14 protein-coding genes are annotated in these 14696 nt (G+C 68.7%); 10 read left to right on the top strand and 4 right to left on the bottom strand.

Going from position 1 to position 14696, the window contains the following annotated elements:
• Positions 1-3: 3 nt before the first annotated feature.
• The 3 genes from flgJ to flgL are packed head-to-tail and all read left to right on the top strand — an operon-like array spanning position 4 to position 3997.
• Positions 4-915 carry a flagellar assembly peptidoglycan hydrolase FlgJ gene (gene flgJ, locus AAG565_RS08285; RefSeq protein WP_348819106.1) on the top strand — a complete coding sequence of 304 codons (912 nt, stop codon included), beginning with the start codon at positions 4-6 and terminating at the stop codon, positions 913-915.
• A gap of 3 nt (positions 916-918) precedes the next feature.
• Positions 919-2805 (top strand): flagellar hook-associated protein FlgK, encoded by a 1887-nt coding sequence (gene flgK, locus AAG565_RS08280; RefSeq protein ID WP_348819105.1) that lies wholly within the window; start codon positions 919-921, stop codon positions 2803-2805.
• A gap of 1 nt (position 2806) precedes the next feature.
• On the top strand, positions 2807-3997 hold the full coding sequence (gene flgL / locus AAG565_RS08275) for a flagellar hook-associated protein FlgL (RefSeq protein WP_348819104.1): 1191 nt from the start codon (positions 2807-2809) through the stop codon (positions 3995-3997).
• A gap of 4 nt (positions 3998-4001) precedes the next feature.
• Here the strand turns inward: flgL and AAG565_RS08270 are convergent, their stop codons facing one another.
• From AAG565_RS08270 to AAG565_RS08255, 4 genes are read right to left on the bottom strand one after another with little or no spacing between them, the layout of a single operon-like run.
• Positions 4002-4475, bottom strand: a complete 474-nt coding sequence (locus AAG565_RS08270; RefSeq protein ID WP_348819103.1) for a spore coat U domain-containing protein — start codon at positions 4473-4475, stop codon at positions 4002-4004.
• A complete protein-coding gene (locus AAG565_RS08265; protein ID WP_348819102.1) occupies positions 4472-6823 on the bottom strand; it encodes a fimbria/pilus outer membrane usher protein in 2352 nt (783 codons plus the stop codon). Before AAG565_RS08265 ends, AAG565_RS08270 begins: the two co-directional genes overlap by 4 nt.
• The gene (locus AAG565_RS08260) at positions 6780-7505 is read right to left on the bottom strand and encodes a fimbria/pilus periplasmic chaperone (protein WP_348819101.1); all 726 of its coding nucleotides are present in this window, start codon (positions 7503-7505) and stop codon (positions 6780-6782) included. The genes AAG565_RS08265 and AAG565_RS08260 overlap by 44 nt, the downstream gene beginning before the upstream one ends.
• Positions 7506-7997 (bottom strand): spore coat U domain-containing protein, encoded by a 492-nt coding sequence (locus AAG565_RS08255; RefSeq protein WP_348819100.1) that lies wholly within the window; start codon positions 7995-7997, stop codon positions 7506-7508.
• A 326-nt stretch (positions 7998-8323) separates the two neighbouring features.
• Between AAG565_RS08255 and AAG565_RS08250 the strand changes: the two genes are divergently transcribed.
• The 7 genes from AAG565_RS08250 to rpoN all read left to right on the top strand — a co-directional run bounded on the left by AAG565_RS08250 (position 8324) and on the right by rpoN (position 14690).
• A complete protein-coding gene (locus AAG565_RS08250) occupies positions 8324-9478 on the top strand; it encodes a flagellin (RefSeq protein ID WP_348819099.1) in 1155 nt (384 codons plus the stop codon).
• Positions 9479-9565: 87 nt separating this feature from the next.
• Positions 9566-9970: a flagellar protein FlaG gene (locus tag AAG565_RS08245; protein ID WP_348819098.1), complete on the top strand. Its 405-nt coding sequence runs from the start codon at positions 9566-9568 to the stop codon at positions 9968-9970.
• Positions 9971-9988: 18 nt separating this feature from the next.
• A complete protein-coding gene (gene fliD, locus AAG565_RS08240; protein WP_348819097.1) occupies positions 9989-11311 on the top strand; it encodes a flagellar filament capping protein FliD in 1323 nt (440 codons plus the stop codon).
• Positions 11312-11391: 80 nt separating this feature from the next.
• On the top strand, positions 11392-11775 hold the full coding sequence (gene fliS / locus AAG565_RS08235; RefSeq protein ID WP_348819096.1) for a flagellar export chaperone FliS: 384 nt from the start codon (positions 11392-11394) through the stop codon (positions 11773-11775).
• 17 nt (positions 11776-11792) lie between these two features.
• Positions 11793-12347, top strand: coding sequence for a PilZ domain-containing protein (locus AAG565_RS08230; protein WP_348819095.1), 555 nt, complete (start codon positions 11793-11795; stop codon positions 12345-12347).
• 50 nt (positions 12348-12397) lie between these two features.
• The gene (locus AAG565_RS08225) at positions 12398-13033 is read left to right on the top strand and encodes a response regulator transcription factor (protein WP_348819094.1); all 636 of its coding nucleotides are present in this window, start codon (positions 12398-12400) and stop codon (positions 13031-13033) included.
• Between the two features lie 205 nt (positions 13034-13238).
• Positions 13239-14690 (top strand): RNA polymerase factor sigma-54, encoded by a 1452-nt coding sequence (gene rpoN, locus AAG565_RS08220; protein WP_348819093.1) that lies wholly within the window; start codon positions 13239-13241, stop codon positions 14688-14690.
• Positions 14691-14696: the final 6 nt, after the last annotated feature.

Below are 14696 nucleotides of genomic sequence, written 5' to 3'. Positions count from 1 at the left end.
GCCATGAATCCGGTCGCCGCCACCGACTTCACGCAGTTCGCCCAGCTGCGCGCCGACGCGCGCAGGGACGACCCCGACGCGCTGCGCAACACGGCGAAGCAGTTCGAGTCGCTGATGCTGCAGCAGATGCTCAAGTCGATGCGCGCGGCGAGCCTGGGTGACGACGTGCTGGGCGGCGAGCAGACCCAGTTCTACCAGGACATGTTCGATGCGCAGATCTCGCAGCACCTGGCGGCCGGACGCGGCATCGGTGTCGCCGACCTGCTGGTGCGGCAGCTGCAGCAGGGCCGGGAACCGGCGATTGGCAATCGGGAATCGTCGCCCGTCCGTCCGCAAGCGGCGCTTCCGGCCGCGGCTGCGGCCCGGCCGGCGTCGGACGCCAGCGCCGCGCCGCCGGCGCCACGGACCGCGCCCAGTCCCCAGGAATTCGTCCGCTCGGTGCTGCCGCACGCCGAAAGGGCCGCGCGCGAGCTCGGCATCCCGGCGCGCGTGCTGATCGCCCAGGCCGCGCTGGAGACCGGCTGGGGCCGCCACGCCATTCGTCGGGAAAATGGCGCGCAGGCCCTCAACTTTTTCGGCATCAAGGCCGATAAACGCTGGAGCGGCGAGGAAGTGCAGACCATGACCAACGAGTACCGGGACGGGCGGATGCAGGCGGAACGGGCCAGCTTTCGCGCCTATGACTCCGTTGGCGCGGCCTTCGACGATTACGTGGCCTTCCTGCGCGCCAACCCGCGTTACGCGCAGGCGCTGCGCCATGGCGGCGACGCGCGCCATTTCGTCGGCGGCCTGCAGAAGGCCGGCTACGCGACCGATCCCGACTATGCGCAGAAGATCATGCGCATCGCGGACAGCCGGGCCATGAGGCTCGCACTCGCGCAGGCGGCGCAGCCGCCGCGCACGGTGACGGTCTGAGCCATGGCCGACCTGCTTTCCATCGGGGTCTCCGGACTGCTCGCGTTCCGGCGCGCGCTGGACACGACCAGCAACAACATCGCCAACGCCAATACGCCGGGGTACAGCCGCCAGCGCGCCGAACTGGTTTCGACGCCGGGCATCGGCGCCGGGTACGGCTTCATCGGCACCGGCGTCGAAGTGGCGACGATCCGCCGTCTCGGCGACGGACTCATCAACAGCCGCCTGCAGGCCGACGCATCGTCCTATTCGCGGCTGCAGGTGTTCTCCGGCTTTGCGTCGCGGGTGGACAGCCTGCTGTCCGATCCGGCCGCCGGGCTGAGCCGCCCGTTGCAGGGCTTCTACGACGCCGCCAACACGGTCGCGCAGAACCCGACGTCGATGGCCGCGCGCCAGGCGTTCATCGGCTCGGCCGACACGCTGGCCACGCGCATGCGCGAGACGCAGGCGCAGCTCGACCAGATGGATGGCGAGATCGATACGCGCCTGCGCATGACCGTCGAGGAGATCAACAACCTCACGCAGTCGATCGCCAGGCTCAACGAGGAGATCTCGTTCAACTACGGCCAGTTCTCCGGACAGCCGCCCAACGATCTGCTCGACCGCCGCGACCGGCTGCTGCAGGATCTGTCCGCGCGCGTCGGCATCTCGACCGTCGCGCAGGCCGACGGCAGCATCAACGTCTTCACCGGCAGTGGCCAGTCGCTGGTCATCGGCCAGCAGAGCACGTCGCTGGGCGTCGCGCCGGATGCCTACAACAGCGGACGGCTCGACATCGTCTATGGCAACAACAGCGCGCCGATCACCGCGCGGCTCAGCGGCGGTACGCTCGGCGGGCTGCTCGACGTGCGCCGCGAGGTGCTCGACCCGGCGCGCATCGAACTCGGACGGCTCGCGGTCGGCATCGCCACCAGCGTCAACGCCCAGCATGCGCAGGGCATGGACCTGTATGGCCAGCTCGGCGGGGATTTCTTCGTGGCGCCGCAGGGCACGGCCTTCGCCGCGACCGCGAACACCGGCACGGCGGCGGTGAGCGTCGGCTTCTCCGATGTCTCCCAGCTCGGTGACGGCGATTACGAGCTGAGCTTCGATGGCGCGAGCTGGACCCTCAAGGACCTGCGCACCGGATCGAACGTCAGCCTCACCGGCACCGGCGCACCGGGCGATCCGCTGGTCGGCGCCGGACTGGCCCTGACGATCGGCGGCACGGCTGCCGCCGGCGACCGCTTCCTGGTCCGCCCGACCGCGCTGGCCGCGGCCGGCATCCAGGTGGCGATCAGTGACCCGGCGCGCGTGGCCGCGGCCAGCCCGCTGCGTGCCGCGGCCAATGTCGGCAACACCGGTTCGGCGACGGTCTCGACGCCGACGATCGACGACGTCGCCCACCCGAACCTGCTCGATGCGGTCGATATCAGCTTCCTCGACCCGACCACGTACCAGATCAACGGCAGCGGCAGCTTCACCTACACACCGGGCACGCCGATCAGCGTCAACGGCTGGTCGCTGAATCTGTCCGGTACGCCGGCCGCCGGCGATACCTTCACGGTGTCCGCCGCCGGCGCCAACAACGGCGACAATGCCAATGCCAAGGCGCTCGCCGGGCTGGCCAGCCAGAGCATCTTCGGCGGCGGTCGCGGTTCCGCGCTGCAGGCGCATGCGAGCCTGGTCGCCGCAGCCGGCCTGCGTGCGCAGCAGGCGGGCCAGCGCCTCGATGCGCAGGCGGCGATCCGCGACGCGACCATCGCCGAACGCGAGTCGCAGGCCGGCGTGAATCTCGACGAAGAAGCTGCCGACCTGATCCGCTTCCAGCAGGCCTACCAGGCGGCGGCGCGGGTCGTGCAGGTCGCCGACACCATCTTCCAGACCCTCATCCGCGCGGCAGGTGGCTGACATGCGCGTCTCGACCGCACAACTGCATCAGGTGGCCGTCAGCCGCATGCAGAGCCAGCAGCAGGCCTTGCTGCGCGTGCAGACGCAGCTGTCGTCACAGCAGAAGTACCTGGCCGCGGGCGATGCCCCGGCGGACTGGGCTGCGGGCCTGGGCATCGAGCAGCTGATCGCGCAGAACGAGCGCTTCAAGGCCAACGCATCGACCGCGCGGCACCGGCTGGCGCTGGAGGAGAACGCGCTGGGCGAGGGCATCGACATCCTGCGGCGCGTCAAGGAACTGACGATTCAGGCCAACAGCGGCTCGCAGTCCGATGCCTCGCGCGCGACCATCGCGCAGGAACTGCGCGGTCTGCGCGATGCGATGCTCGGCGTCGCCAACCGCGACGACGGCCAGGGCCGCTACATCTTCGCCGGCACCAACGACGGCAACCTGCCGTTCTCGTGGAACGGCTCCAGTCTCAACTATGGCGGCGACCAGCAGGTGCGCCAGCTGCAGATCGGCAATGCGCGCAGCCTCGCCGACGGCGATCCGGGCAGCGAGGTGTTCCAGCGCCTGCGCAACGGCAACGGCACGATCCAGGTCAGCGCCTCGACGACCAATACCGGCGGCATCAGCCTCAAGACCGCGACGATCTACGACGCCGCCCAGTACGACGGCGACACCTACACGGTCAGCTTCATCGGCGGCAACTACGAGGTGTACGACTCGTCGAGCACGCTGGTCGATTCCGGCCCCTATACCGCCGGCACGGCGATCCGCGTGCGCGGCTTTGACTTGAACTTCGCCAACGATCCGGTGGACGGCGACAGCTTCACCGTCGCGCCGAGCCAGCAGCAGGACGTCGTCGCGCTGATCGACCGGCTGGCGAACATCATTGCCGCGCCGCAGACCAGCCCCGCCGAGCGCGGCATCGTGCAGACCGGCATCCAGCAGGGGCTGATGGAGCTGGATCGCGCCGAGGTGCACCTGCTGTCGTTCCAGACCAGCGCCGGCATCCGCCTGGGCAACGTCGAGGATGCCGAGAACACGCTCGACGCCGCGACGATCGACGCCCAATCGACCCTGTCCGGCCTGCGCGATCTCGATATCGCGGAAGCAGCGACGCGGCTGCAGCAGCAGCTGCTGTCCCTGCAGGCCGCGCAGGCGGCCTACGTCAAGGTTCAGGGTCTGAGCCTGTTCAACTACCTCTGAGAAGTCAGTACGTCACCGTGACGACGATCGTGTCGGCATAGGCGCCGGCGGCGACATTCTGTGACGCCGGGATGCGGCCGTAGACGGTGTAGTTGCGGGTAACGAGCAGCAGGCCCAGCGTGTAGCCGTCGGATACGGTTGATGTGCCGCCGCTGCCGTCGCCCCAGACGGTGCTGCGGCTGGCGCTGGTGTAGAGGTTGTACGGCAGGGTGTTCGCGCCGCTGGTCATGCGGCGCGGCGCGAACGAGCCGCCCAGCCCGGTGCCGAGCGCGATGCTGTAGTTCACCGAAATGCTGACCACCGCGGTGCAGGTCACCGTGACCGTACCGGTGCTGTCCACCGCCGCGCCGGAGATCGGGTTGTAGCTGCCGAACACGACCGGGCTCGTGCTCACCGTGCAGACTTCCAGCAGTGCGTGCGACGACTGCGGCGCGACCAGCGCCAGCAGTGCGCAGGGGATCAGCCAGTGCCGCCTCATCTCGATCCGGACTCCGCGTGTGACGGTGCCGAGCATACGACGGTCTGCATCGGTTGCAGCAGGCTGTCGCCGGCTGCGAGGCTGACGCCCGCCTCGCAGCCGCCATCGGTCCAGCGCACCCGCAGGCGGTACCGGCCGGGAGCCTGCGTGAGCAGGGTTTCGCCGCGGGCGCCGACGAAGGTCACCGCGTCGGTGCCGGCGACGGTGACGTCGCTGCCGGAAGGGACGGGCGTGCCGTCGGCGAGCACCAGGCGCAGCCGCCGTTCGACGCGCGTGTCCGCAGCGAAGCGCACGCGCACGCCGCCGTAGCCGGGCGCGACGACGGTCTGCTCGTAGCGGTCGAGGCGCTGCTCGATGCCGAAGTCCGCCTGCGCGACGGCGACCCGGTTCGACTGGTAGGGCAGGAGTTCGGGCAGCAACAGCGGCGCGCCGGCCTGCGTGGTGCCGGCGTGGCGGTTCTCGAAGGACACATCGACCGGCGCGGGCGAGCTGGTCTCCACCAATGCGAACGGTCCGCTCAGCGGCCGCGTCCACACGGCCTCGCGGCCGAGCACCACGACACCGGTATCGACACCGAGCCGCACCGCGGTCTGGTCCGCGTCCTCGACGTCGGCGTGCAGGGTCGCGCGCGTCGTGCGCCAGTCGCCGCCGGCGCTGACGCGGTCATACAGGCCGGTATCCACGGCCGCGCGCGCCGACCAGTCCAGCGCATCGAGCGGATTCTTCTGCATGCCGATGCGGCCGTAATCACCAGCCTCGGCGTGCTGTCCGTAGGCATAGGCGCTCAGCGCCGGACCCATCGCCCAGGACAGGGTCAGGAACGCGACGTGATCGTCGCGGCCGGTCAGGTCGAGCGAGGCGCCCAGGCTCGCGGCGATGCCCGACAGCAGTTGCTGGCTGTAACCCAGCGAGAGCAGTTGCACGCGCCCGTCGGCGCTGCGGTCGGCCAGCCAGCCCAGGCTCAGGCTGGCGCCGTAGGGCAGATGCCAGCTGCTGCGCACGAGGCTGCGGCGCAGGCTCGGCGGGCGCTGCTCGCCGAGGCGGACGAAGCCCGCACTGGTGACGCGATATTGGGCGCCGTAACTCCAGCCGGGTGCCTGGCGGTCGAACGACACCTGCATCTGGCCGCCGCGGCTGTCGCCGCCGCCGCGCGCGATGCCGCCGCCGAGCACGCCGACGCGCGGCAGCAGCAGCGCGTAGCCGATACCGCCGACCCACAGTCCCGCGCCGGCCTCGGCGTGGCCCTCGACCGTCAGGTTGTCGTTGAGCCCGTAGCGCCCGGTGGCGGCGCCAAAACCGGAACCGTAGTCGAAGCTGTCGATGCCGTAGCCGCGGCGCTGGAAGCCGGCCTCGACGGTGTAGTCGCTCAATCCCGGCCGCAGCAGGTCCGGCGCGGCGTAGAACTCGTAGCTGACCACGCGGCTGCGGCCGAGCAGATCGGTGATCACCAGCTGGATCTCGCCGGCGCCGGACATCACCGGCACCTCGGTCAGGGCGAACGGTCCGGCCGGCACGCTGTCGCGGGCGCGCAGGCTGTCGTTGACGTAGACATCGACGGCGCTCGGCAGCGCGCTGGCATCGCCGATCTGCGGCAGCGGAAAGGTCACCAGGTCCGGGCGCAGGCTGAACTCGCGTCCCCATTGCACGCCACCGAAGCGCAGCGAGCGGCCGAAGCTGCCGCCGCGGGTGATGCCGTCGCCCAGGCTGAGCCGCGTCAGACCCTGCGGATCGTCGTGCTGCCAGGTGCTGTCGAGGCGCACGGTGCGGCGGTCGTCCTGCAGCAGGCTGTTGCGCGCCAGGCCGCCGTTGCCGAACAGGCCGCCGTCGATCAGCGCCGAGAAGCTGCCGTCCGCCGTGCTGCGCAGGTACAGGGCCTGGGTCTGCAGCCAGGCGCCGGGTTCGGGCGGCGGTGCATTCGCGTGGGTCCGCGGCGTGAGCCGGCGCGTCGTCGTCGCGCCGACGCCGGCGCGGTCCAGCGACAACGTCTGCCGGCAGGGATCGATCGCGTAGCGCAGCCCGGGAATGCGTTCGAGGCCGTGGTAGTCGTCGCCGGCGTAGTGCAGCGGCGGTCCGGGCGGCGGCAGGTCCAGTGCGGCGAAGACCGCGCGGGGCGCGTACAGGCTGCCGTCGGGCAGGCGCAGCAGCAGCGCGTCCGTGCCGGCATCGTCGGGACGGGTCAGCACGCGCAGCAGCAGCGGCAGCGGCTGGGCCGGGTGCAGCTCGACGGTGCCGGGGCAGTCGGACGCGAACCAGTCACTCGCCGGCGGCGCGGCCGCAGCGGGGGACAGGGAAAGAATCAGGGCATCAAGGCCGATCCACGCGGACCACCACGGTGTCGTGGCTCTCATGCGTGTTGGCCTCGATCTTCAGCTGTGCCGGCACCGCTGTGCCGGCCGGAAGGGTCCACTGCCAGCTGCTGCCGGGCAGGATGTCGCGGAAGCCGCTGTCCTCGTGCAGCGCGCTGCCGCGCGCGGCGTCGGTCACGCGCAGCTGGGCACGCCGCTCGTGCACGTTGCCGCGGTTGTCGGCGCGCAACAGGACGCGGTTGCCGTCCATGCGCGCGCTCCATTCGAGCCGATGCTGCGCCGCAGCAAGCGGTGCGACGAACATCGGCACACCCAGCCGCAGCAGCACGTTGAGGCCGGTTCCCGCGGTGGGTTGCGGCTGCTCGATCTCGTTGAAATAGATCCGGTAGCTCGCCTCGACGCTGGCGGGCACCGCGCCGAGCAGGCCGACGCGCACGACCTGCTGCGCCTGCGGCGCCAGCTCGAACAACGGTGGGTTGGCGATCACGCCGTCCGCGGGGGCGTAGAGGTCCTCGCCCTGCGGCGTCTGCGTCCAGCGCAGCACGTCCACCTGGAAGCGGTAACGGCGCTCGCTGCCGTTGTGCAGTGTCAGCGCGCCGCTGCGCCGGTTCGCGTCGAGATCGACGCGGATCGGGCTCACGGAAATACCGCCCGGCTCGGCGAGCGCGGGCGGTGCGATGAACAGGGCGAGCAGCAGCGCGACGACGGAGCCGCGAGGGTGCATTCAGTAATCGACGGTGATGGCGACCGTGTCAGTGTATACGCCCGGGGTCACGTACTGCGACGGCGCGATGCGGCCGTACACCGTGTGCGTGACGTTGAGGCCGGTGCCGGTGCCGGCCACCGTGTCGGTGCCGATGGTCTCGCCCCAGTTGTTCGAGTAGCCGGCGTTGCTGTACAGCGCGTAACTGAGCATGTCGCCGCTGACCGTGTCCTTCATCTTGCGATTTGTCACACTGCTGCCGTAGGTGCCCTGGCCGAGCAGAATCCGGTATGCGGTGCCGGTCGTGCACAGGACGGTGATCGTCGCGGTCGAGTCCGTGGCGCTGCCGGACGGCGAGAAGCTGCCGAAGGCCAGCGGCAGCGCCGCGACGGTGCAGACGTTGAGCACGGTCGCCGATACCGCCAGCGTGCCCGGTGCCGTCGCGGCCGTGGCGCTCAGCGGCACGGCGGCTGCGAGTCCAAGCACGGCGAGCAACGGGGTCTTGCGCAACATGGGATGCTCCTGGTGAAGGTGTGGCCAGCTTAAGGGGGGGCGTTGGCGCGCAGCGCATCGAGGAGACAGCCGGGGCTTGCAGGGCGAGCAGCGGTCGGAAAATGCCTGACACCCGCCCCGACCTTGTCCGACAGCCTGTCGGAATGCGCCGTTCCTCCCGGCGCCGACTGCCGTCCGTCGGTGTCGTCCGGGAAGCCTAAAGTTTCCGCCGGGGGGTCCGCTAAGGGGTCAACAGCGGAATCAAAGGCCCGGCAACGGGACCGCTGCGGCAAGGACCGGAGCCGGTGGGCGCCGGGTCCGGTTCTACTTCAACACAGGAGCTTTCCATGCAAGTCATCAATACCAATGTGATGTCGCTCAATGCTCAGCGCAACCTGTCGATGTCGAACAGTTCGCTGGCGACGTCGATCCAGCGCTTGTCGTCGGGCCTGCGCATCAACAGCGCGAAGGACGACGCTGCGGGTCTGGCGATTTCTTCGCGCTTCACGACCCAGATCCGTGGCCTCGAGCAGGCGGCGCGCAATGCCAATGACGGCATTTCACTCGCGCAGACCGCTGAAGGTGCGCTCAATGAAGTCAGCAACAACCTTCAACGCATCCGCGAGCTGGCGGTGCAGAGCCGCAACGCAACCAACAGCGCTACGGATCGCGCTGCGCTCGATGCGGAAGCCCAGCAGCTGAAGGACGAAATCGACCGCGTAGCGGCACAGACGTCCTTCAACGGCGTCAACCTGCTGGATGGCTCGTTCACCAACCAGGTCTTCCAGGTGGGGGCCAATGCCGGCCAGACGATCACGATCTCGGGCATCGTCAATGCGACGTCGGCCAACCTGGGGACTTACACGAGCGCGAGTGTCACCGGCGTCGCGGCTACGACGTTCACGGCGATCACGGCCGGCGATCTGACGATCGATGGCGGCAACGGCAACGGTGCGATCAGCGTCGGTGCGATCGCGGCGGATACGAGCGCCACCGAGCGCGCCGCCAGCATCGTCAACGCGGTCAACTCGGTCGCCGATCAAACCGGAGTCTACGCCGTCAACGACACGGCGACGACCGTTACCCTGTTTTCGACCTCCGGGACCGGAATCACGATCGGACTGGCGGGCTCTGCAACGACCGCGACTACCGGCCTGACAGCGGGTACGACTGCCGCGACCAGCTCGACCGGCTTTGCGACGCTGGATCTGACGAACGTGGCGGGCGCCGACACCGCGATGCGGCAGATGGACGCGGCACTGGCCGCGGTCAACACCGCTCGGGCGAACCTCGGCGCCATCCAAAACCGCTTCACCTCGGTGGTGGCAAGCTTGCAGACGACCAGCGAAAACCTCTCCGCTTCGCGCAGCCGCATCATGGACGCGGACTTCGCAAAGGAGACGGCCGAGCTGACCCGCACGCAGATCCTGCAGCAGGCCGGTACGGCGATGCTGGCCCAGGCCAACGCAGTGCCGCAGAACGTTCTGAGCCTGCTCCGCTGAGCCAGGACGTGACCCCGGGGCAGGGGACGCCCCGGGGTCGCCTTCCTGACCATGATCCAGCGGAGATCGGAACCGGAGGCTCCGGACATGACTGAAGCAATTCAAGTGGCGAGCGCAACGGCTGCGCCGGCGGGCGGCGGCCGTTCGAGCGTTGCGTCATCACCGCCTGCCGTCCGCCAGCCGTCGTCGCCGGTCGATGCAGCGGCAACTTCCTTGCGCCCCAAGGAAGCCAGCGCGGACCGGACTGAGCCTGCGACCGTGCGTGATGTCAGCGCCGCGGCACAGGAGTTGCAGCGCTATGCGCGGCGCTCCAAGTCCGACCTGGCTTTCCGTGTCGAGGCGGACCTGAACCGGGTGGTGGTGTCTGTAGTGGATCGCGAGGATGGAACGGTACTGCGCCAGATCCCCGGTGAAGAGGCGTTGCGTATCGCGCGCGCCATCGCCAAGATGCAGGAGGAAGGGACGGGCGGCCTGGTGCAGGAAGTCGCCTGAACTGAGCGAGGCAGTCACATGGCTATTACTGCGGCAGGCGTGGGATCGGGACTGGATATTGCGTCCATCGTCAACCAGCTTGTCTCCGCCGAACGCGCGCCGGTGCAGAGCCGCATTTCGGCTGCACGGGCCAAGGTCAATACGCAGATATCGGCGTTGGGCGCACTCAAGGGTGCGCTATCCAATCTGAAGTCCAAGCTGTCGGCGCTGGGGCCGGGCAAGCAGCTCGAAGCGGTCGCTGCCACCTCGTCGTCGAGTGAGACTTTTACCGCCGTTGCCGGCAAGGGCGCCGCTGCCGGCAGTTACGACGTCGAGGTGGTGGCGCTTGCCAAGGCACACAAACTGGTCAGCCAGGCTTACAGTGGCGGCGCGAACACGGTGCTGGGCAACGGCACGGTGGAGATCAGCGTCGGCGGCCAAGCGTTTACGGTGACGCTCAGCGACGGACACAACACTCTGGGCAGTTTGCGCGACGCGATCAACGCGTCTCAGGACAATACCGGCGTCACAGCGACATTGATCAACGACCAGGATGGTGCGCGTCTGCTGCTGACCGCGAAAAAGACCGGCACCGATAACCAAATCGTGCTCAACACGGCGCTGTTCACAATGTCTGAGCAACAGGCAGCCGCGAATGCACAGGTCAGAATCGAAGGCTATGACGTTTACTCTCAATCCAACACGGTGACGGGTGCTGTCGATGGCGTCACACTCACACTGTACAGGCCATCCGACGGACAAACCGGAACGCTGACCATTGCCCGTGATAGCGGCGCGGGCAAGTCGGCGATCGAGGACTTCGTCAAAGCGTACAACGCCGTCGTTAGTGTCGTCGTGTCGCAGACCCGGTATGACGCCGAGGCGAAGAAAGCCTCCACCTTCACCGGCGATGCAGCAGTGCGTGGGGTGATGCAAACCTTGCGCGGCATCGCTGGCGGGGCGGCGGAAAGTGGTGAGCTGACGACGCTGGCCGAACTGGGCATCAAGACCAAGACCGACGGCACGCTCGAAATCGACAGCAGCAGGCTGACCGACGTCCTGTCGGCCAAGGCCAACGCGGTCACGGCGCTGTTCTCCGGCGACGGCGGCATCGCCACGCGGCTGTCCGCCGCGATCGACCAATTGGTAAAGCCCGGCGGCACTCTGGATGCCAAGTCGAACTCGCTGAACGCCAACCTCAAAGACCTCAGCGTGCAGCAGGAAGCGCTGGATCGCCGTATCGACGGACTGCAGGAGCGCTACCAGAAGCAGTTTGCCGGGCTGGACAGCCTGCTCGGCCAGATGAACGCGACCAGTTCCTACCTGTCGCAGCAGCTCAGCTCACTGTCCAAGCTGCGCTGATCCGGCCGACGAAAGGTTCAAGTCGCGGACCGGAACGCCGTTATAGAGTTGACCGACGAACATCGAACCAGGATTGCCCCGTGTCCCACTCCGCGCTCAGCGAGTACCGCAACACGTCCGTCTTCGGCGCAGCCGAGGCGGCATCGCCGCACAAACTGATCGAGATGCTGTACGCCGGCCTGCTCGAACGGCTGGCGACGGCGCGTGGTGCGATCGGACGCGGTGACACGGCGGGCAAGGCGAAAGCCCTGTCGTCTGCGCTCGACATCGTCCAGCACCTCAAGCTGAATCTCGACCAGGACAAGGGCGGCGCCATCGCCCGCAACCTGGGCGCGCTGTACGACTACCTGAGCACGCGCCTGCTGCACGCCAACCTCAAGAGCGACGTTGCCGCCCTCGACGAGATGATCGACCTGGTGCGTCGTCTGAAGAGCGCCTGGGACGCGATGCCGGCGCCGCACTGAGGATCGCGATCGGCGCCATGCAGGGTCCGCTCGACCAGTGGCTGGGCTACCGCGACTGCCTGCCGCTGCGGATCGAGCCGTTGTCGTCCGAGCCGTCCGCTGCGCAGATCGAGCGCTGGCACGACCAGAACCTGCGCACCCTGCACGCGGTCTGCGTGCTCGACGAACGCCATCAGCGTGCCGACGTCACCGGCAAATCGCTGGAGGACGAGGTCGAGCGGCTGCATCAGAAGCTCGACGTGGTGCTGGAACTGCTCGGCACCGTGCTGCGCGCGAGCCGTCCGCCCGCGCCGGAAGTCCCGCTGCGTCTGAGCCGCGAGGGGCTGTGCTGGACGGGGCCGGACCTGCCGCCGGCCGGGGCCGCCGTGCTCGTCACCCTCGACCTGCACCCCTGCGCGCCGATGCCGCTGTGCTGGCCGGCGCAGGTACTGGGCATGCATGAGGGCGAGGTCTGCGCGCGCTTCCGCGAGATGAGCGACGCACTCGCCGCCGCGCTGGAACGTCTGGTGTTCATCCGTCACCGCCGGTCGGTCGCCGGCTCGCGCTCGCCGGGATCTTCGCACACGCCGTAGGATCATTCCCGACACTGGGGTCCTCCATCCGATGACAGGAGGACCTCGGGATGCGTGTCGTGCTGGCGGATGCCTGCAATCTGGTGCGGGCAGGGTTCAAGCGCCTGCTCGAGGATGGTGGCGAGCACGCGGTCGTCGGGGAGGCCGCCGATGGGCAGGGACTGTTGGAACAGGTGCGCCGGCACCGTCCGGATGTGGTCCTGACCGAAACGAGCCTGCCGGGCATGAGCGGCATCGAGGCGCTGGCCCAGTTGCGCCAGCTGCACCCCGATGTCCCGGTGCTGATCGTGTCCTCGCGCGGCGACGGCCAGCTGATCCGCTCGGCCCTGCGCCTGGGTGCGGCCGGCTACCTGGACAAGGATGGTGACCCGGTGGAGCTGGGGCTGGCACTGCGCGCGGTGCAGAAACACCAGATCTACCTGAGCCCGTCGATTTCTCATGCGGCCATCGATCGCCGCGGCAGCGAGCGTGTCGAGGATGACGTATCCCTGACGCCGCGCCAGCGCCAGGTGTTGCAGATGATCGGGCAGGGCAAGTCCACCCGCGAGATCGCGTCGCAGATGGGGGTGAGCGTCAAGACCGTCGAGACGCACCGCGCGCGCATGATGGAGTCGCTCGGTCTGCAGGGCATCAACGCGCTGATGCGCTACGCGATCCGCGGCGAGCGCGAGATGCTGCTGTTCTGAGCGCGCGCATGACCGACAGGAAATGGGGTGACGGGATTCCGCGGTCTGGGCATGACTCGAGTCCTGCATTTTCTCCGCATGGTGACGGAATTCCGCCGTTCGTCGTCGAAGCCATCCTCGGGGGAAGCGAAGTATGTGATCGTCAAACCCAGTCAGCGCTGAATGCGGTGTTCACCGACCTCGGATCAAGTTGCGGAGCCTGTCCATGAAGCCCGGCGTACAACTCAAGACGACGCAACGGCAGCAGATGACCCAGAACCTGCTGCAGTCGATCCGGCTGCTGCAGTTATCGACGCAGGAGCTGGAAGACGAGCTGCGTGAGGCGCTGGAGCGCAACGTCATGCTCGAGACCGTGGAGCCTGGCGACGAGGAAGATGACCCGAGCCGGCCGGAGGCCGAGGACCGGCCGGCAGAGGCGCCGGTCGCAGTGACCGGCCGGGATCCGGCGGCGGTCACGCAGGTCGAGGCGGATTTCGACTGGTCCAGCCGCGAAGCCTGGTCGGGTGGCGAACCGCGCGACGAGGACGACGAGCCCTGGGAGGCGCGCATCGCCGCGCCGCCGGCGCTGGATGCGCGGGTCGCGGCGCTCGAACAGCTGCAGCTGCTGGTGGAGGCGCCGCGCGAGGCGCGGCTGATCGCCGTCATCCTCGACGCGATCGACGACAACGGCTACCTGACCCAGCCGCTCGACGGCATCGCTCTCGAATCCGGGCTCGACCCGTTGCCGGATGCCGCAGAAGTCGAAGCGGCGCTGGCCAAGGTGCAGAGTGTCGAGCCGAGCGGCTTTGGTGCGCGCGATCTGCGCGAGTGCCTGAGCCTGCAGCTGCGCAGCCTGCCGGCGTCGCCGCTGACGGCCGTCGCACAGACGATCGTCGATCATGAACTCGACGCGCTGGCGCAACGCGACTTCGCCGGCATCCGCAGCCGTCTGAACCTGGACAACGTGATGCTGCGGCGCGCCATCAACCAGGTGCTGAGCCTGAATCCCAGGCCGGGCGCGGCGCCGGCGGCGGCGGCCGAGGCCGCGCTGCCGGACGTGCTCGTGACCGGCACGCCAGGCGCCTGGAAGATCTCGCTCAACGCCGAGCGCTTGCCGCGCGTGCGCGTGCATCGTCAGTACGAGCGCTGCATCGAAGGGCGCGCCCATCGCATGCTGCGCGAGCAGTTGCAGGAAGCGCGCTGGCTGGTGCGCGGCATCGAGATGCGCAACGACACCTTGCTGCGCACCGCGCGCGCGATCTTCGAGCGCCAGCAGGCGTTCCTCGACCGAGGCGAGGAAGGCATGGCGCCGCTGACCCTGCGCGAGATCGCCGATGCGATCGGCATGCACGAATCGACCGTGTGCCGCGTCACGACCAACAAGTGGGTGCAGACGCCTTGGGGCGTGTATGAGCTCAAGGCGTTTTTCCCGTCGCAGATCGCCGGGGTCGAAGGCGAAACCTCCGGCACCGCGGTCAAGGCGATGATCCGCCGCATCGTCGATGGCGAGAACGTCGCGACGCCGTTGTGCGATGGGGACATTGCTGCCATTCTGGCGCGCAAGGGCGTGCGGGTGGCGCGGCGCACGGTTGCCAAGTACCGCGAGGCGATGCGGATTCCGTCCGCGAAGGAGCGCGGTCCCGAATCGGCGCGGCGCGATCTGCGCGTGGTGGCGTGAGGACAC

It is taken from the genome of Fontimonas sp. SYSU GA230001, from assembly GCF_040066175.1.
Taxonomy (GTDB): domain Bacteria; phylum Pseudomonadota; class Gammaproteobacteria; order Nevskiales; family Nevskiaceae; genus Solimonas.
This window is presented reverse-complemented; position numbering and strand designations above follow the sequence as displayed.